Origin of the sequence: Flavobacterium phycosphaerae (assembly GCF_010119235.1) — a bacterium.
In the GTDB taxonomy this organism is placed as follows: Bacteria; Bacteroidota; Bacteroidia; order Flavobacteriales; family Flavobacteriaceae; genus Flavobacterium; species Flavobacterium phycosphaerae.
The window spans coordinates 1,876,433-1,896,627 of record NZ_JAAATZ010000001.1; the positions used below are offsets into that span (position 1 = coordinate 1,876,433).

The 20,195-nt window shown below is 36.5% G+C and carries 10 protein-coding genes; all 10 read left to right on the forward strand.

The genetic code is table 11. From position 1 onward, the window contains the following. Positions 1-199 precede the first annotated feature (199 nt). The gene (locus GUU89_RS08295) at positions 200-12,265 is read left to right on the forward strand and encodes a LamG-like jellyroll fold domain-containing protein (protein ID WP_162127474.1); all 12,066 of its coding nucleotides are present in this window, start codon (positions 200-202) and stop codon (positions 12,263-12,265) included. 127 nt (positions 12,266-12,392) lie between these two features. Beyond that, positions 12,393-12,995: a Crp/Fnr family transcriptional regulator gene (locus GUU89_RS08300; RefSeq protein WP_162127475.1), complete on the forward strand. Its 603-nt coding sequence runs from the start codon at positions 12,393-12,395 to the stop codon at positions 12,993-12,995. 190 nt (positions 12,996-13,185) lie between these two features. After that, on the forward strand, positions 13,186-13,623 hold the full coding sequence (locus GUU89_RS08305) for a DoxX family protein (RefSeq protein ID WP_162127476.1): 438 nt from the start codon (positions 13,186-13,188) through the stop codon (positions 13,621-13,623). A 41-nt stretch (positions 13,624-13,664) separates the two neighbouring features. After that, positions 13,665-13,985 carry a hypothetical protein gene (locus GUU89_RS08310; protein WP_162127477.1) on the forward strand — a complete coding sequence of 107 codons (321 nt, stop codon included), beginning with the start codon at positions 13,665-13,667 and terminating at the stop codon, positions 13,983-13,985. A 307-nt stretch (positions 13,986-14,292) separates the two neighbouring features. Further along, entirely contained in the window at positions 14,293-14,931 is a 639-nt protein-coding gene (locus GUU89_RS08315) for a Crp/Fnr family transcriptional regulator (protein WP_162127478.1), read from the forward strand. A 289-nt stretch (positions 14,932-15,220) separates the two neighbouring features. Next, positions 15,221-17,605: a TonB-dependent receptor gene (locus GUU89_RS08320; RefSeq protein WP_162127479.1), complete on the forward strand. Its 2,385-nt coding sequence runs from the start codon at positions 15,221-15,223 to the stop codon at positions 17,603-17,605. Between the two features lie 137 nt (positions 17,606-17,742). Continuing rightward, a complete protein-coding gene (locus GUU89_RS08325; RefSeq protein WP_162127480.1) occupies positions 17,743-18,351 on the forward strand; it encodes an outer membrane beta-barrel protein in 609 nt (202 codons plus the stop codon). A gap of 124 nt (positions 18,352-18,475) precedes the next feature. Further along, positions 18,476-18,913: a cyclic nucleotide-binding domain-containing protein gene (locus GUU89_RS08330; protein WP_162127481.1), complete on the forward strand. Its 438-nt coding sequence runs from the start codon at positions 18,476-18,478 to the stop codon at positions 18,911-18,913. Positions 18,914-18,954: 41 nt separating this feature from the next. After that, positions 18,955-19,533, forward strand: coding sequence for a Crp/Fnr family transcriptional regulator (locus GUU89_RS08335; protein WP_162127482.1), 579 nt, complete (start codon positions 18,955-18,957; stop codon positions 19,531-19,533). Between the two features lie 2 nt (positions 19,534-19,535). After that, the gene (locus tag GUU89_RS08340) at positions 19,536-20,108 is read left to right on the forward strand and encodes a Crp/Fnr family transcriptional regulator (protein ID WP_162127483.1); all 573 of its coding nucleotides are present in this window, start codon (positions 19,536-19,538) and stop codon (positions 20,106-20,108) included. The last annotated feature ends 87 nt before the right edge of the window (positions 20,109-20,195 follow it).

The window sequence follows — 20,195 nt, forward strand, 5'->3', positions numbered from 1 at the left end:
GCATTTATTGATTGAGAAATTACTGCCGTGAAATTAACTAATGGTTTTAATTTTTGGGTTTTTAGTACTGACACATTTGTGTCAGGTAAGTTGTAAAATCATATTACAACTTTGCATATAATATATTTTAGTAAAGTAATGACTGTTAATTTAAAGAATTCAACAAGCATTTTTACTTAAATAATAAGCCCCAAAACTTATGAAAAAACTATTACTAGGAATTATGAAACAAAATTATTCATTTTCTACAAAGAAGTATCAATTGGTTAAAAGTTTAATCGCAACACTGTTTCTGTTTTTATCAGGATTAAACTTTGGTTTGTATGCTCAAAACACGCTCAACAATGTTGGGATGACATCAGTGGCTTCCTCTGGAGGAGCTTATAGTTTAAGGAAATTAAGTAGCGCTTATACCGGTAATGCCATATTGGTGCGCCGAAGCAGTGATAATACTACACAAAATATTGGTTTTACACCTGCTGGTTTGCTTGATGAAACTACGTTGTTGGCTTTCGTGGGTTCCGGCAATGGCTTTGTTCAGACTTGGTATGATCAGAGCGGGTTTAACCGACATGTTACACAAAGTACATTGGCAAGCCAACCAAGAATTGTCAATGCTGGGGTGATTGAGCGACAAAATGGAGTTCCGTCTGTTTATTTTACCGGTTCAAGTTTTTTAACCCATACTTCTTTTCCAACTACTGGATTTACTGGTTTTACGGCCAATATAGTGGCACGATGGACAACAACGGGTACGAGTCAGGCTACCATTCAAACACTATTAGATAATAATCACAATGCAACGCAAGGATTTGACATTCAAGACCGACCTGATTTATCTGGAAGACCTTTGACCTTTGGAATTGCAGCAAACCCAAGTGGAGCTGGGGTTCAGGATAATTTCCTTTCTGGCAATGGTACTACTAGAATTTTTACATTTGTTGCAAATAGCACGACAGTTTCTGGTTTTAAAGAGGGAACTGCTTTGCCCACTGCGTCTATTTCTGGAACCAATTATACACTTCAAAACCGTTTTGTAATTGGAGCTTGGTTTAATGGTGGTACGGTAAGTCGATTTACTACAGGTCATCTTGGTGAGGTTTTGGTTTTTCCCTCGGCACTTTCAATCGCCAATCGACAAGCATTAGAGTGTAACCAAAGTGCTTACTTTTCAATTCCTTTTGTTCCATCCGGAGTTGAATTCTACATTCAAAATGCCGCAGCAAGTTCAGCTTGTAGTTCAGCCGATGAACAAGTCGTTTGGAAATTATCAGATTTAGTTAATACTCAATCAAGTGGAAATAACTTAATCAAAGTAAACTCCAACGGCAATTGGGATGGCGGTGCTGCTTCTTGGAATACCTTGTCTAATCATGGTTATTTTCAATTTACTGCTTCAGAAACCAATACAGAACGGATGGTTGGCTTAAGTTCTACCAATTCTAATGCTAGTTTTAATTCTATTCAATATGCTTGGTATTTGCGAAATAATGGTACATGTGAAATATATGAATCAGGAACCAGTCGTGGCTCTTTTGGCTCGTATGGAACCACCGATGTATTTAAGATTTCGGTTGAAGCAAATGTCATAAAGTACTACCAAAATAATACATTAAGATACATCAGTACAATTGCCCCAAATCTACCTTTATTGGTTGATGTCTCTATCAATAATGTTAATGGTACTGTTTCTAATGCCATTGTATCCAATTATGCTACAGGATCATTCACGGCTACCGCTGTAAATGTAGCGTCTTCACCGAGTTATCAATGGAAATTAAACGGGAACAATGTAGGTACAAACAGCACAACCTATAGCACTACTGCGTTATCTGACAATGATGTTGTTTCGTGCGTATTAAGCTATGTTGGCGTTTGTGGTTCCCCTACTAGTTTGACTTCCAATTCTGTTACCAACAAATCAGTTTCTTCACCCACTAGTATTGACTTTTATATTCAAGGCACAGTTGGGACTACAGCTTGTAACACATCTGACGAAGAAGTTCGGTGGAAAATTGCTGAATTGACAAACACTCAAATTACCGGAACGGGAAATAGTTTGCGTAAAATTCAATCAAATAATTGGGATGGAGGAGCTTCCTCATGGAATACTGTAGGTAATAATGGTTATTTTCAATTTACCGCCTCAGAAACCAATAGTGCTCGGATGATAGGATTGAGTACTTCTAATGTAAATTCAAATTATAATACGATTCAGTATGCGATTTATTTGAGAAGTGATGGTCAATGGGAAGTTTTTGAATCGGGGAGTAGTCGCGGTGTATATGGGGCCTATGTGTCTAATAATATATTTAAGATTACGGTTGAAGCTAATGTCGTTAAATATTACCAAAACGGAGTCTTGCGCTATATCAGTACAATTGCTCCTAGTTTACCATTGCTGGTTGATGTTTCCATAAATTCTGTAGGTGGTACGATAACAAATGCAATTGTATCCAACTATAACAATGGGGTGTTTACTGCTACAGCTACTAATGCCGGAATTTCTCCTATTTATCAATGGAAGCTAAATGGGATTAATGTTGGAGCAAACAGTCCGACCTATACCAATACGGCGTTATCTAATAATGATGTGGTAACCTGTACTTTACTACCTGATCTGCCTAGTTGTTCCAATGTTACACCATATACTTCCAATGCGATTACGAATAAGTCGATAGGTACGGATGCATCCATTGATTTCTATATTACTGGTGGTATAGCTTCATCATCATGTAGTACTGTTGATGAGCAAGTAAAGTGGAAAATTTCAGATTTAGAAAATGTTCAAGCTACAACTAATAGTCTTTTAAAAATTCAATCTAATGGGAATTGGAATGGTGGTGCTTCTTCTTGGAATAGGGTAAGCGATAACGGTTATTTCCAATTTACAGGTGTAGAAACTAATACTGCTAGGATGGTAGGGTTGAGTTCAAGTAATGTCAACTCAAATTATAACACCATTCAATTTGCATGGTATTTGCGTAATGATGGTATTTGTGAAATTTATGAATCGGGTAGTAGTAGAGGTACTTTCGGTTCCTATGCTGCCAATTCCATTTTTAAAATAGCAGTCAAAGCTGGAGTGGTAAATTATTATTTGAACGGTGCCCTAGTATATTCAAGTGCAGTAGTTCCGTCGTTACCTTTACTAGTTGATGTTTCTATTCATAATGTTTTGGGAACGGTTTCAAATGCGATAGTATCTAATTTAAGTAATAATACCTTTACTGCATTTTCTAGCGGTGCGGGACCCAACCCGTCGTACCAGTGGCTACTTAATGGGTCAAATGTAGGTTCAAACAGCAGTACCTATTCCAATGCTTTTTTAACCAGTGGAGATGTGGTAAGTTGTCTATTAACTCCTGATTTTGGGGGATGCGGTACCACAAATTATGCTTCCAATGCCATCACTACGGTTCAAGTAGGAGCACCAACTTCAATTGAATTTGTTATCCAAGGAACACCAGCCAACACCGGCTGTAATGTGGCCAAAGAGGATGTTCGTTGGCTCACATCTTCATTGTTAAATTTAAGTACTTCAGATAACAGCCTTATTAAAATTCAGTCTAATGGAAATTGGGATGGTGGAGCGGCATCGCGTAACATTGTTTCAAACAATGGCTCTTTTGAGTTTACGGCTACAGAGACATCGACTGCTCGAATGGCCGGTTTAAGTTCAGTCAATACCAACGCTAATTATAATACCATACAGTTCGCTTGGTATTTGCGTAATGATGGTATATGTGAAATCTATGAATCTGGAACTACTAGGGGAAATTTTGGTGCTTACACCGCGGGTACTGTGTTTAAAGTAAGTGTCGAAGAAATGGTAGTAAAATATTACCTGAATAATGTATTGCGTTACACCTCCACCATTATTCCAAGTATGCCAATGATTGCAGATGTCTCCATTCATAATATTGGTGGTACCATCACTGACGCTAAAATTACGAATTATAATGCTGGTGTGTTTACTGCAAGTTCCACGAATGCTGGCGCTTCACCGAGTTACCAGTGGTATGTAAATGGAGCAAGTGTTGGTACTAACAGTAGCACTTATACCAATTCTTCTTTAGGTGGTGGGGATGTTGTTTCCTGTATTTTAACACCGGACTTATCTGGATGTTTTAATGCTCAAATTGAGTCTAATGTTATCGTGAATCAGCAAGTAAGTAATCCAGTAGGGATTGAATTTTTTATTCAAGGGACTGCCGTAAATACAGGTTGCATTATATCCTCCGAGTATGTTGTTTGGAAGGGTTCAGAAAATTCTAATTTGCTTGCAACGGGTAACAGTTTACTAAAAATTCAGTCCAATGGGAATTGGAATGGTGGCGCTGCTTCGTACAACACGGTAAGTAACAATGGTTATTTGGAGTTTACCGCTTCTGAAACGAACACTGCTAGAATGGCTGGATTAAGTGCAACGAATATTAACTCTAATTATAATACCATTCAGTATGCCTGGTATATGCGTAATGATGGAATTTGTGAAATCTATGAATCTGGAACTACTAGAGGAAATTTTGGCGCTTATTCCGCTGGTTCAGTATTTAAGATTGCTGTTGAAGCAGGAGTTGTAAAATATTATCTAAATGGCTCGCTTCAATACATTAGTGCAATTGCTCCCGCGCTGCCACTTTTGGTTGATGTATCAATTCATAATGTTAATGGTACAATTACCAATGCCATTGTTTCAAATTTTAACAGTGGTACATTTACAGCATCCTCTACCAATGCTGGTTTGAATCCAACTTTTCAATGGAAATTGAATGGGATGAATGTTGGAAGTGGTGGTGCTACCTACACTAATACCAATTTGACTAATAATGATATCATAACTTGTCAATTGACTCCTACTATTAGTGGCTGTTTTGGTGTAAGTCCTGTACTATCAAATGCCATTTCCAATAACTTTATCGGACAGACCCCAATTGAATTTTATATACAAGCCAATGCCGATATTGCTGCTTGTAAAACTGCGGAAGAGAATATTGTTTGGCAAACTGCCTCATTATTAAATGTATCGGCTAGTGGTAATAGCTTACAGAAGATACAATCAAATGGGAGCTGGAATGGAGGAGCTTCATCCTGGAATACTGTTAAAAACAATGGATTTTTTCAATTTACAGCCACAGAAACCGACAAGGCTCGTATGGTTGGATTAAGTTCTACAAATACAAATGCCAATTATAATACTATTCAATATGCATGGTATCTGCGTAACGATGGGATCTGTGAAATCTTTGAATCTGGAACAAGTAGAGGATCATTTGGTGCTTTTTCTGGCAGTGATCGTTTTAAAATCGCCATTGAGAGTGCTATTGTAAAGTATTACAGAAATGATGTTCTAACGTTTACAAGTGCTATTTCCCCAACTCTTCCATTGTTAGTGGATGTTTCGATTAACAACGTGAATGGTACGGTTACAAATGCCTTTATTTCTAACTACTATTCTGGTTTATTTAGTGCTCTTGCGACCAATGCAGGTACTTCTCCTTCATTTCAATGGAAATTAAATGGTTTAAATGTAGGGACAAATAGTGCAGTGTATTCTAATTCATCAATAGCACCAAATGATGTAGTGTCCTGTATACTCACTCCAAGTGTAACTGGATGTTCTGCTTCTGGTAATATTGCATCAAATGCTATTGTAAATAAGGCGATTGCCAATTTAACAGGTTCAGATATAGTAGTTCGTGGAACAGTCGCTACAGCAACCTGTCCTAACGTAGTTTCTGAGGATGTAGTTTGGAATACAGCTTCTTTACAGAATGTGAGTGCTTTAGGAAGTAGTTTACTAAAAACACAGTCCAATGGTAACTGGAATGGTGGTGCCGCTTCCTACAACGCTGTTGGTAACAACGGATATTTGGAGTTTACTGCAACAGAAACTACTGCCGAACGAATGTGTGGTTTAAGTACCTCAAATGTTAATTCTAATTTCAACACTATACAATATGCCATCAATCTGAGGAATAATGGCACCTGCCAAGTTTATGAGTCAGGATCATTAAGAGGTAGTTTCGGTTCTTACAATGCTGGTGATCGTTTTAGAGTAGCAGTAGAAAGCAATATTGTACGGTATTACAGAAACGGAACTTTGTTTTATTCCAGTGCCCTGACGCCATCACTTCCGCTTTTGGTTGATGTTTCTATTAACAATGTCAATGGAACAATTTCCAACGCTAAAGTTGTTAATACTAACGCAGGAACTTATACTGTAACTGCATCTAATGTTGGTGCGTCACCCACATACCAATGGAAGGTGAATGGCGCAAATGTGGGGACAAGTTCCAGCACCTATGTTAATACTAATTTACAAATTAATGATGTGGTAAGTTGTGTTGTGACACCTGATGCTTCAGGATGTGATACAGCAACTTATCAGTCTAACTTAGTTACTGTTTTATCGAGTGGCAACCCTGTTGTTGCACCGATTTCTGGAAGTACCAGCGTATGTTTAGGGGATACTACGCAATTATCTAATAGTACGCCTGGGGGTGTTTGGTCAAGTAGCAATGCAGTAGTAGCTACGATTAATGCTTCTGGATTGGTTACTACCTTAGCAGCAGGAACTGCAACAATGACCTACACAGTAACTAGTGGTTCTTGCAGTAGTAACGCAGTTGTAATGATAACTGTGAATAACTTTACACCTACTGTTACCTTATCAACAAGCTCTTCAAATATCTGTTTAGGAAGCAGTGCAACATTTAATGCAACAGCTTTACAAACCGGAGGAGGAGCAATCTCATATTCTTTCAAGATCAATGGGGTGAGCGTTCAAAGTGGGTTTTCTTCTACTTTTACAACGACTAGTTTACTACAAGGTGATATCGTGACTTGTCAAATCAGTATAAGTGGCGGTACTTGTTTGGCACAAACAACAGCTACTTCTAATTCAATCGCCATGGTGGTTAACGCAGTTTCTACACCTTCTGTAGTACTAAGTACGCCATCAACCACAAATTGTAGTGGTAGTTCAGCAACTTTTACAGCAACTTCGAGTAATACGGGTGGCGGAGTTATTTCGTATAATTTTAGAGTAAATGGAGTAAGTGTTCAAAACGGAACCATCAATTCCTATGTGCTAACAAATCCTGCCAATGGTGTTGTAGTGGGTTGTGATATTTCGGTTCTTGGCGGAACTTGTCTATCTAGTACTACTGCAACTTCAAATTCGATTGTATTATCGATAGGAGCAAATAGTACTCCCACTGTTAGCATCACTTCATCTGCAACAACTTTTTGTGTTGGTAATTCAGCAACTATTACCGCTACTGCTATGAATACCGGAGGCGGTACAGTTACGTATACCTTTTTAAACAATGGAGCTATCATGCAAAGTGGCGCTTCGAATGTTTATAGCAGTTCCACTATTGCAAATGGATCAGCTATAAAATGTAATATAACGGTTAGTGGTGGAAGTTGTTTAACTTCTACAGTAGCGGGTTCTAATACGCTTAACTTTAATGTTACTAGTCCAACTATTGTATTGACATCTTCTGGAACGACTTTATGTACAGGAGCCAATGTTGTTTTTACAGCAACGGCTTCTAATACTTCTGGAGTTGGAAGCATTACTTATATCTTTCAGCGAAACGGAGTAACGGTGCAAAGTGGCTCTTCAAGTACTTATTCTACAAGTACTTATGCCAATGGGGATGTGTTTGATTGTGTTCTCAGTGTGAGCGGTGGTGTTTGTTCGAATGTTGTTTCAGTTACTTCAAATCCGATTTCAATTAATGCCCTTAATACTACAGTGAGCATCACTCCGAGTGCAAATACAATTTGTTCAGGAACTAGTGTTACTTTTACCGCTACTGCCAACAATACTGGTGGAGGGACAATTACGTACACTTTTAGAAGAAACAGCGTAATAGTTCAGACGGGCTCCTCAAACATTTATACTACAAGTTCAATTTCTAATGGTACTAGTTTTAGTTGTAGCATTTCTGTGACCGGTAGTTCTTGTGGTAATCCGACAGCAAGTTCAAATGCAGTTGTGATGAATGTTATTACTACAGTCACGCCAAGTGTTGCATTGGCCCTTAGTCCTATAAGTGGAATTTGTGCCGGAAGTGCAGTTACATTTACAGCTACCCCGACTAATGGAGGTGTATCTCCTACTTACAATTTTAGAGTTAATGGGGTATCGGTTCAAAACACTAATTCAAACACTTATGTAACCAGTACACTTAGCAACGGCCAGACGGTGGATGTAGTAATGACAAGCACCGCGTTGTGCACCACTACTTCGAGTGCTACCAGTAATGTAATTACTGTTGCTATTTTACCGACTCCAACAGTGGGACCCGCTTCCGCGACTCCTTCCGTGAATGTTAATGCTTCTATAACACCGATTACTCATTTGACAACCGGTGCTACTGGTATAGCTCCAGCATCAGGATTACCAGCAGGGGTTATTGCTACATGGTCGAGTAATACGATTACCATAGCTGGTACTCCAACGGTATCGGGTGTCTTTAATTATAGTATTTCACTACTTAGTGTCTGTGGTTCAGCAACGGCAACGGGTACGATAACTGTTAAAAGTGATATTGATGGTGATGGTGTGGATTATGCCTTAGATGGTGATGATGATAATGATGGAATTACAGATGTTTTGGAGTGCGGCTTATGTAGTAATGCCTCTTTTATGAATGGTAATTTTGAAACGCCTGTTATAGCTACTTCCTCGTCAAGTATGGTACCGCTGGCAAATATGTCGGGGTGGATGAACTCGGTTGAGAGTTCTTTTGAAGTTTGGAGCACCGGATTTAATGGTGTGCCAGCTGCTACAGGAAATCAATTTGTTAAATTAAATGCCGGCACTATTTATCAAACATTTTGTTTGAATGGAGCAGGAGGTACTATAAATTGGAGTGTTAAGCACAGAGGAAGAGCAGGTATTGATGTGGCTGCTGTTCGAGTCGGTGCTGCAATAGGTTCTGTTTCAACTATTGCAACATTGTCTGATGGAATAAGCGCTTGGGGGGCTTATGCAGGGACTTATGTTATACCAACTGGTCAAACTTCTTTAGTTATTGCTTTTTCTCCTATTTCTTCGACTGGTGGTGTAAACTTTGGGAATTTTATTGATGATATACAAATTACCATTAATCAAAGTTGTAAAGATTCGGATGGTGATGGGGTTACCGATAATTTAGATTTGGATTCTGATAATGATGGTATTCCGGACATAGAAGAAGCTGGATTTAAGCAGTATAGTAATAATACCGCTACAATGGATATATCCAATGCTGCAAACTGGACGGATTCTAATACTAATGGAATAAGTGATTCCATCGATACAATGATCAGTGCATCAACCTATATGATAGTTGATTCTGATGGCGATGGAATACCCAATTATTTAGATTTGGACAGCGATAATGATTCCTTTTGGGATGTTGACGAGGCAGGTCTTCTCAATGGAGATGGCGATGTTAATGGTGACGGAAAAGGTGATGGGGTGGACACAGATTCCGATGGTATACTCGATCTTTTTGACAACACCACCGTATTTGGAACTAACTTTAGAGTTTATGCTCAGGATACGGACGCGAACAGTATTTCTGATTATCTTCAGTTGGATTCCAACAGTGACGGCATTAAGGATATTCAAACTGGCCTTTATGCCAGTTTTGATGCCAATGGTGATGGAAAGGTGGATGGTTCAGGAGATGCAGATAGTGATGGTATTTTGGATGTTTTGGATACCGATGATGCTGTTAAGGGCTCACCTAGAGACTTGAATCGCAAACTTTATTTGGATTTTGATGGAAGAAATGACTACGCTGAAAATATTTCGGTTTTAGGAGGATTATCCAATGCGACATTAATGGCTTGGGTTGATTTAAATTCAAACTTCAGCACTACTGGTGTTGTTGTGGGCCAAGATAAATTCCAGGTAAGAGTTACTAGCAGTCGAACTTTACAAGTACTTGTTAATGGCTCAACATTAACTTATAGTACAGCACTTAACAAGTCACAATGGTATCATTTAGCAGCCACCTATGGAGGCGGTACCCTTGCACTTTATTTAAATGGCAAGTTGGTTGCTTCACAAGCAGTTGGAGGCGGTATTGCCTCGGATACAAGTAAACTTACAATTGGTAAAAATCCTTTGAGTAGTACCGACTATTTTAAGGGAAAAATAGATGAAGTACGAGTGTTCAATACTGCACTGACAGCACTACAGGTGCAAAGAATGGTTTATCAAGAGATACAAAATTCTTCTACACAGGTTCGTGGATCAATAGTGCCTAAGGATGTTGGTTCGCTACCATTTGCTAATGTAATCCGCTATTATAGAATGGATACCTACAAAGATGATATTGTTGATGATCTAACGACAAGTACAATTGATGTGGGTTCAGGAATGAAAATGTATAACCATAAAGTAATTGCTGTTCAAGAAGCACCGATGCCGTTTACCACTTTAAGGACTGGTACTTTTGCTACCGCCGTTGATGATCCTACCAAGGACATCAGAGGTTTGGATGTATTTGATTCTGATTTTGCAATCATTCAAGTGAAGCATGATATAACAGAAACGGCAAACAGCACAGATTTAGGTCTGTTTATTGATCCAGGATTGACCGTGAATATGACCAACGATACAAAATTACAGAATGATTGGTACTTAAAATTAGATGGTAAGATTGATTTAGTTGGAAAATCACAATTGGTGCAGACTGCTCAGTCTGAACTTGATGCAACAAGTGCAGGATCGTTAGAAAGAGATCAACAAGGTCAATCCAATAAGTTCAATTACAATTATTGGTCTTCCCCTGTGAGTTCAATTAATAATAGTACTATTAATCATGGGTTTACCGTAGCAGGTGTAATGAAAGACGGAACTACAAATTTGCCTCAGAATCTATCATGGACAACAGGCGTTAATAGTTCACCTACAGTTCCTTTAACCTTGAGTAGTTATTGGATTTATAAATTCCAAAATTCGACGAATTCCTATGCAAACTGGTCACCTGTAGGTCAGAATGGAACTTTATTGGCAGGTCAGGGTTACACTTTGAAGGGTAGCGGAAGTTCCACTTTAAACCAAAACTATACTTTTGTTGGAAAGCCTAATAGTGGCACGATTACGTCAATTGTTGGTCCTGGTAACCTTAATCTTTGTGGTAATCCCTATGCATCTGCTATTGATGCCGATAAGTTCATAGATGACAACGCTTCCAGTCTAATAGGAACGCTATACTTTTGGGAGCACTATCCTACGAATTCGTCCCATTATACGATACAATATCAAGGAGGATATGGAACATATACCAAAACTGGCGGTACGCCTCCGGTTGCCCCTTCCGGTATTAGTGGATTAGGATCTAGTAGTAAGGTGGCTAAGCGATTTATACCGGTAGGTCAAGGTTTTTTTGTTACGGGATCAACAAGTGGAGGTACAATAACCTTTAACAATGCGCAAAGATTGTTTATCAAGGAGGACGATACAGTTAATTCTTTTACACTGTTTAAAACTATAAATCGAGCAAGTGCAGACAATGTTGACCCATTAATGAATAATGCGCAGGATGATTTTGAGCAACAACAATTCATGAAAATTCGATTGGGATTCAATGCGACAGATAACCTACACCGCCAAATCTTACTCGGTTTTATGAATGAGCACGCTACTTCAGGATACGATAATGGATATGATGGTATTAGCATTGAAACACTTTCTAACGATATGTATTTTATTAATGGTACTGAAAAACTCAATATTAGTGGCGAAGGATTTTTTAATGTCAATGCTATCTATCCCCTTGGTGTTAAAAATGCAACATCGGGATTAGTGACATTTGTAGTTGATAATAAAGAAAACTTTGATGAGGGTCAGGATATTTTTATCTACGATAATGAATCGGATACATACAACAGCATTAAATCTCAAGCGTATCAGGTTTATTTACCTTCAGGAACTTATGACTCACGATTCTCACTACGTTTTACTGATGGTTCTTCACTTGGAGTTGGTGAAAATGAGGGTCTTTATGGTGTTTCGATAACACATGCGCAGACCAGTAATGTTATTACCATTAAAAATGTACTTCAAGAAGTGATTGTTAAGTCTGTATCCATGTATAATCTGTTAGGACAGCAAATAACCGAGTGGCAGCTAGACGACCAAGATCAGTCTAATATAAAGCTCCAAGTTGGTAACGTAGCCACAGGAACATATATCATCAAAGTCATTACTGATGGAGGAATAATCACGAAAAAGATACTGGCAAAATAATGTTGGAATTTATTTTAAAGTGTAGAGAAGCTCAAACAGAAATCAATCATGTTCATGAATGTTTTGCTTTCCAGCAACAAATGATCTTAATTAAATTAATTACATTGTTATATAATACTATTTATAAATGACCGAAGCTATTCAAGCCTATTTGCATTCAGTGAAGGCGCTTTGCCCAGAAGTAACAGCTAATGAATTGAACTACATTGAAAGTGGCTTAACAATTTCTAAATTAAAAGCCAAGCAGATCTATATAGATGCAAACAGTGTTCAAAGACATATTGGATTTGTTTATTCCGGACTACTACGCGGTTTCTACATAGATAACAATGGCAATCAAATTTCAGTTAAATTCATACGTGAAAACGAGTTTGCAACACATTTTTCTGCCTTTATTACTCAGAACCCAAGTAAATATTACTTTCAGTGTATTGAGCCAAGCATCATAGTTAACATACCCTATGAGCATATACAAGGAGGTTACGAAAAGTTTCCGATTTTGGAAAGATATGGCAGATTGGTTGCCGAGGAGGTTTTAAAGATACTGCAAAAGCGTATTGAGAGTTTCCTTTTTGAGACAGCCGAAGAGCGCTATTTGAAATTTTTAAAAGAGTATCCTGATTTGATTGATCGAGTATCCCTATCTAACTTATGCACATCTCTTGGTATTGAGCGGCAATCATTAACACGAATTAGAAAACGAATTGCGGAAAGCGGTTCTCAACATTAAAAATTATTTTCAGTTCATCACTTTAAGTGTGTAGGGCCGTTTGAATGCACCTACGGATCTTTTGCATGAAATTTTTAAAGGCTAGCTAAGGAACGTTATATATTGTAGTTTATACCATTTACTAAAAAAAATCCTGTAAGAATCTAAATTCTGCCAAGGGGAAGTCAACAAATTTCAAATAATACTAATTATGATTTTATTTAAAAGTAAACGATTTTTAAAAAAGGTTGCATTACCAAAGGCCTGGTCGTATAATATAGGCCTGCTATTTTTGCGGTTCAACTGTGCTTTAATGTTATTTCACGGCTGGTCAAAATTTAACAATTTTGCAAAGGACAGTGCTGAATGGCCTGATCCATTTAATTTGGGTTCAACGTTTAGTTATTCCTTTACTGTTTTTTGCGAGTTAGTTTGCACGCTTTTCTTAGTTTTTGGACTGTTTACCCGTTTTGCTCTTTTTCCTCTTATCGTTCTTCTGTTGGTGATTGTTTTATTCATTCACAAGGGCGAGCCTATAGCAGACCGAGAACATGCGATACTCTATTTGCTACTCTATGCTGCGCTATTTTTTACGGGCCCAGGCGAATACTCTCTAGATAGGCTTATATATAAGAAAGATTACAAGTAAGACCATAAACCCATAAATAAAGTAAAATGGAGCATCAGTGTATGAAAAAAATTTTAATATGTGATAAGAATAAAGCTTTAGCCAATTATGTTAAATCGAGGTTGAAACATTTGTTCACCATCGAAAAATATAGTAGAGACAAGGTTGAGATGATGGCAGAGTCCTATTTGGCGTGTATTTTAATTGTTTATGATAAAGTCGATTTATTTGAGTTAATAACAATTACCAAATACCATAAAAATGTTATCATAGGCACTTCTTCTAAGGAGATAATTGATCATTTAAAACAGGAGAAAGAAGATATAGCTTTTTTGATTTTCGTGATACTAAGTACGATATCGGTAAAAAAATTGAGAGCATAATTCACTTATTTGACCAGTAGTAGTGCGGGATTTTTACTTTGTGGGCGCGATTACAGCACTTACGATTGCTTAACTAATTTGCTTCCTGGATTTAATGATTGAAAAGTGTTAGTAAGGTTACGTTTTTTATCAACTCCAATTTATTGACTTTCGTCAATTTTGATCAAACTTTTTTCAATTTATTTTGTTAGAATTAATTCAATAAAGCAAGTCGCGTTTTTTTGATTTCTGTTTCTTCATTATTAAAGGATTTCAAGGCGCAAACAGGACCACTTTAAAGCATTTGTAATTATTAACTTATTGAAAATTGATAACAGCTATTCGTACTTACTTGCATTCAATTAAAGTGGTTTGTCCGCAAGTTACGCAAATCGCACTGGATTATATTGAGAGTGGCTTGGTAGTTTCTAAAGTATCGGCCAGGGAACTTTATAGTTCTCCGAATACTATGCAAAAAGAAGTTGGATTTTTGTATTCGGGATTGATTAGAGTATATTATATCGATAATTTTGGAAATCAAATTTCTGTAAAATTCATCAAGGAAAATGAATTTGCAACACACTTCTCAGCTTTTATTACGGAAAACCCAACTAAATATTACTTTCAATGTATAGAGTCGAGTATCATAGTTAAAATCCCTTTTAGCCACATTGAAGCAGGCTATGAAACGTTTCCGGTTTTAGAGCGCTATGGTCGGTTAGTTGCAGAGGAGGCATTGAAAATTCATCATCGTCGTATTGAAGGCTTTCTCTTTGATACAGCTGAAGAGCGCTACTTAAAGTTTATGAAAGAGCATCCTGATTTACTTGAGCGAATATCCATAACCAATTTGGCGTCTTACCTTGGAGTTGAGCGGCAAACGCTAACCCGTATAAGAAAGAGGATGACTGTTACTGGGTTGTTTGATTCAAGAGAGTCTATAAAAACAGCTGATCTTACTCCTTGATTGAATCATAGAATCTGTTGTTTTGTTTGTTTATTTTGAATCTCAATTTTTTTCGCGGTATTTGTCAATAAGTAATTGTTGCGATGCTACTAAATATTACAGATACCTGATAAGTCTTGAAGTAGTACCTGTTTTATAATTCTTAAATGTTTCCCGTCAGAGTATTGATTTATTTATTGCGATTGACTGGTAAAAGTATTGTTTAAAGTGAAAATTGTTTTATTGACTTTCATCAATTTATACCATTTCTGTTTCAAATTACTTTGCACTAATCTAAAACATACAACAAATGAAGAAGTTATTAATTTTATTTACATTATTTATTAGTGCAGTATCTTTTGCACAAACTGGAGTAATAAGAGGGACTGTAACTGATAAGCAGTCTGAGAAAGAAATTGCCGGTGCCATAATATCCTTGTTAAGTGACCCGAATAAAACATGTACTACCGATGAAAAGGGGAGTTTTGAATTATTAAATGTTCCTTTGGGAAGACAAACTGTTAGAATAAGTTTTCTAGGTTATGAAAGTTCGACGGTGCCAGATATTGATGTAACTAGTGGAAAAGAAGTAATTATCTCAGTATCACTAGTAGAAAAGTTTGATACGCTGGAAGAGGTTGTTATTGTTAGTGATGGTAATAACAAAGCAAAATCCATCAATAAGTTAGCAGCGGTATCAGTTCGACAATTTTCTCCCGAAGAAGTTAACCGATATGCCGGAGGAAGAAGTGATGTTGCGCGATTGGCATCTAACTTTGCAGGTGTTTCTACTGCTGATGATAGTAGAAATGATATCGTTGTTCGTGGTAACTCGCCTACAGGTTTACTTTGGCGATTAGAAGGAATTCCTATACCAAGCCCTAATCACTTTTCAACATTAGGAACAACAGGGAGTCCAGTTTCTGCATTGAATCCAAATTTATTGGCTAATTCAGATTTTATAACTTCTGCATTTCCTGCTGAATATGGTAATGCACTTGGAGGGGTGTTTGATTTAGGACTACGAAAAGGTAATAACAAAGAATATGAATATTCTGTAGGTGTAGCAGCATTTCCTGGAGCGGAATTAATGGCAGAAGGGCCATTGGGAAAAAAAGGAGGTTCGTTTCTTGTAGCTGGTCGTTATGGAATAGTTGGTTCACTAGGATTGGCTGGTACAACAGCTCAACCTAATTATAGTGACTTTTCATTTAATGTTGATTTTGGTAAAGGGAAATTAGGTAATTTTTCAGTTTTTGGAATTGTTGGTATTTCAAATATCGATCTGATTGGAAAGGATGTTGAGTTAAGTAGTGATGACCTTTTTGCAACAAGGGATGAAGATAGTTTTGTGACCTCAGGTTTTAGTGTTTTTGGTTTAAAACACACCATTGAAATTGGTTCAAAATCCTATTTAAAAACTATATTAAGTGGTTCTACTTCGGGGGAAACTTTTGAGCGAGACAGGTATTTTAATTTAGAAACTCCTACCGAATTTAAATTGCGATGGACAGAAGTTGAAAATACTGAAAACAGGTTTACCTTTTCGACACTTTTCAATTCTAAAATATCTAAAAAATTTACTTTTAGAACAGGATTATTACTGGAAAACTTTTCACTAGAGAATACGCTATTTGACAGAGACCGACAAGACGATAATAACGGAGATGGACAGCCTGATTTCGTCAATCTAATTAATAATGATGGTTCTTTCTCAATCATTCAACCCTATGCTATGGGTCAGTTTAGATTGACAGATAAGTTAACCTTTAACGCAGGTTTACACGGACAATATTTTTCTTTAAATGAAGAATTTGTCTTTGAGCCAAGAACCGCTTTGACGTATGCTATCAATACCAAGAGTTCAGTGAATATAGGATACGGTTTACATCATCAAAACGTAGCTGCACCATTACTATTTTTAAATGAAAACATTAATGGAAATTTGGTTCAAAGTAATAAAGAGCTTGATTTGGTTAGAAGTTCTCATTATGTTTTAGGTTATGATCTTAGATTTGCAGACAAATGGAGGGCAAAAGTTGAAGTTTACTACCAGGCCATTGATAAAGCAGCAGTAGAAAATACACCGTCAAGTTATTCTTCTCTGACCGAAGGTGCCGATTTTGGATTTTCGATAGATAAAAACTCATTAGTGAGCACCGGTAAAGGTTTTAACCAAGGTATAGAGTTTACGTTGGAAAAGTTTTTCAGTAAAGGATATAATTTGCTTTTTACCTCGTCGCTTTTCGAAAGTAAATATGAAGGTAGTGATGGTATAGAGCGAAATTCCCCTTTTAATAATGGTTATGTTGTAAATGTTTTGGCCGGAAAAGAATTCAAAATGGGCAGCGCTAAGAAAAATGTTTTCTCGATAAATACGAAGTTTACGACCGCTGGTGGACGTTACTATACGCCGGTTGATTTAGCCGCCTCAGTTGCTGCTGGATATGAAATACGTGATGACGCCAAGGCCTATAGTGAACAATATGACCCTTATTTGCGATTGGATCTAAAGTTTGGTTTCAAATTTAATAGTTCTAAAAAGAAAAGATCACATCAATTTTATGTCGATTTTCAGAATGTAACTAACAATACTAATGTTTTCTCGAAAGACTACAACCGCTTAACTCAGCAAGTGAACCAAATTGACCAGATTGGTTTTCAACCCGATTTTGGTTATCGATATCAGTTTTAAGAGTAATACGTTTCATGTTTGATTGGTGATTTAGAGTTTGTAAGCAATAAAATGCAACGCAAACTCTAAATTTTTACAAATCCATTTTACATCGATAAATTGTACTATTCTGTTTACGGAAATAAAATTTAAATAAAATGAAAAAAAATATTTTTACAATTTTGTTAATAATCACTTCAAGTATTATTCAAAGTCAAACTGTAAAAAAAAATGCAGTATATTTTAATTTTTCATCAGGACTATCTCGTTCGGAAGATGGTTTAGCGTTTCTGGTTAATGGCTCAGCTAAGCAGTGGTCACCAATGATTAATGTTGGAGTTGGGTATAGGTATAACAAAAATTTTGGGTTGGAATTAAACGGTTCGACAATGATTACTCCCATCAGTGCTGAAGGTGTTTTGGTAATTAATAGTGGAAAAGTGGAAATTGAAGCAAAGCATTCAAATGTAATTTTAAGTCCCATGGTGTTTTTACCATTTTCTAATAAATCTGAAATCTTTCTAAAGGTAGGTTGTGGTATTTTGTTTTCAAAAAGCACAATTGCTACTTCATCAAACAACGACAATGAAGTTTTTACCGATAATTTTGGTTATCTTATAGGATTAGGATATAATAAAAAAGTAAGCGAAAATCTTGTTCTTTCGGCGCAATTTGACTTTAGTGACTCTTATGGTAAAAAGGAAGTTTGGACTGGCGATTTAGGTTTACTCCATGTTGGTATTAGATATTCATTTAAAAGTAATTGAGATAAGATTTAAATTTCTATTTATTTTTTAAAGTACGGTAGTTTGGTTAACAAGATCTTTTTTTTAGGTTTAATTAGAATTGGTTTGATGTTTTGTTTGACTGTGAGTTTGTACATAGTTTTCTATGATACAAACTCATTTTTTTAATACTGCTATGTTATATAGTTTAGAAGAATTTTCCCGAAAATATGTTAATTTTACCGCAGCCGAATTGATTGCTTTGGCCAGTTTGTTTAAACCAATGAATTTAAAGCAGGATGAGATGGTGATCAAGAGAAGTGAGATTGTTACCTCTATTTACTTTTTAGACTATGGCGTTTTAAAATCATATCTTGATAAAAATGGAAGATGCTGTAATGTGAAATTTTATTTCAAACCAATCTTCTTTTCCGATTTAGATGCTATATGCAATGGAAAAGAGACCAGGAGATGTTTTGTTCCAGTTAGAAAAGCTAGTGTATTTAGAGCTTATTTTGAAGATGTTGTTCAGCTAAGTGCAAAATCAGAAAAGCATAAACTTTTTTTTAAGATGATTTTTGACGACCATTATATGTTCGGTTAGAATCTAATACCCCTGCTAAAAACCTCAAAGAGAGTAAGTATATGACCCATAATTTAAGAATATTTTTATCCAGGTTTGCTCTGTTGTCTGACGAAGAATTAGAAGCATTCCTAGCAATTTTTAGCCCGATATCTATAAAAAAACTGGACCATCTTTTTTTAGAGAATGATATGGTATCTAGTATATACTTTGCTAACGATGGTATTATGAGAGGGTATTACAATAAAGATAATAGCGAGATTACCACCAACTTCTACTTTGGGCCAACAATGATTACCGATTTGATTGCGGTACGTACTAAAAAACCCACTCTAATGAATATTCAGGCCTTGCAGCATTCAAATTGCATGGTTGCTCAATTTTCTGACCTTGATCAATTGGTAGAGCAATATCCTAACATAGAGTTAGTTTTTTTTAAATTTTTAGAGCATCTCTATCTGTTTGGTGTTATGCGACAACATTCCTTCATTTTTGATACGCCACAAGAGCGCTATTTGAAATTGTTTGGAGAACGTCCGAAAGTTGTCGCAGAAATTCCGCAACGGTATATCTCTTCTTACTTAGGCATAAAGCCTGAAACTTTGAGTCGTATTAGGAAGCGTATCTTTAAAAGTCTGTGATTATGGAGAATTTTAAAATGTTTACCACAAATTTTGTTGAGATGTCTGAAAATGAGCTCTCCTTATTACAAGAAGTGTTTCAGCCTATAAAAGTAAAAAAGATGGATCATGTTTTCGCGGCAGGCTCCTATGTTACTGAATTGTTTTTTTTTGATAGTGGTGTTTTTAGGGCGTATGCATTGAAAGATGGTGAAGAATTTACGACAAAGTTTTTGTTTGGGCCAACCATTTATGCTGAACTCTTTTCAATTCGAAAACATCAACCTACTTTTTTAAATATTCAAGCGTTGAGTGATTGCGAATGTTATAAAGCCAATTTTATTGCCATTGAACGGTTAATGATTCATCATCCAGGTATAAGAAGGCTGTTTCTAAAGCTTTATGAAAATATTTACATGACTGGAGTGAAAAGGCAGGTTTCTTTTATGATTGACTCGCAAGCAAAGCGTTATACTGATTTGATCGCAGAAAACCCAAAAATACTTGAGCAAGTTCCGTTGCAATACATCGCTTCATTTTTAGGAGTAAAACCAGAAACACTTAGCAGAATTCGAAAAGGCAGTAAAAATCTTTAAAAGCTTTATGCCATTATCTTACTAACTTAATTTAGTGGTACTGCATTAATTATAAATAGATTCAAAAAGTTGTATTTTTTAAATTAT

What these genes read in the sequence shown, in the direction of transcription:
- GUU89_RS08300 (WP_162127475.1), top strand. Translation starts at nt 12,393, where the DNA reads ATGACCGAAGCTATTCAAGCCTATTTGCATTCAGTGAAGGCGCTTTGC.
- GUU89_RS08305 (WP_162127476.1), top strand. Translation starts at nt 13,186, where the DNA reads ATGATTTTATTTAAAAGTAAACGATTTTTAAAAAAGGTTGCATTACCA.
- GUU89_RS08325 (WP_162127480.1), top strand. Translation starts at nt 17,743, where the DNA reads ATGAAAAAAAATATTTTTACAATTTTGTTAATAATCACTTCAAGTATT.
- GUU89_RS08310 (WP_162127477.1), top strand. Translation starts at nt 13,665, where the DNA reads ATGAAAAAAATTTTAATATGTGATAAGAATAAAGCTTTAGCCAATTAT.
- GUU89_RS08330 (WP_162127481.1), top strand. Translation starts at nt 18,476, where the DNA reads ATGATACAAACTCATTTTTTTAATACTGCTATGTTATATAGTTTAGAA.
- GUU89_RS08320 (WP_162127479.1), top strand. Translation starts at nt 15,221, where the DNA reads ATGAAGAAGTTATTAATTTTATTTACATTATTTATTAGTGCAGTATCT.
- GUU89_RS08295 (WP_162127474.1), top strand. Translation starts at nt 200, where the DNA reads ATGAAAAAACTATTACTAGGAATTATGAAACAAAATTATTCATTTTCT.
- GUU89_RS08340 (WP_162127483.1), top strand. Translation starts at nt 19,536, where the DNA reads ATGGAGAATTTTAAAATGTTTACCACAAATTTTGTTGAGATGTCTGAA.
- GUU89_RS08335 (WP_162127482.1), top strand. Translation starts at nt 18,955, where the DNA reads ATGACCCATAATTTAAGAATATTTTTATCCAGGTTTGCTCTGTTGTCT.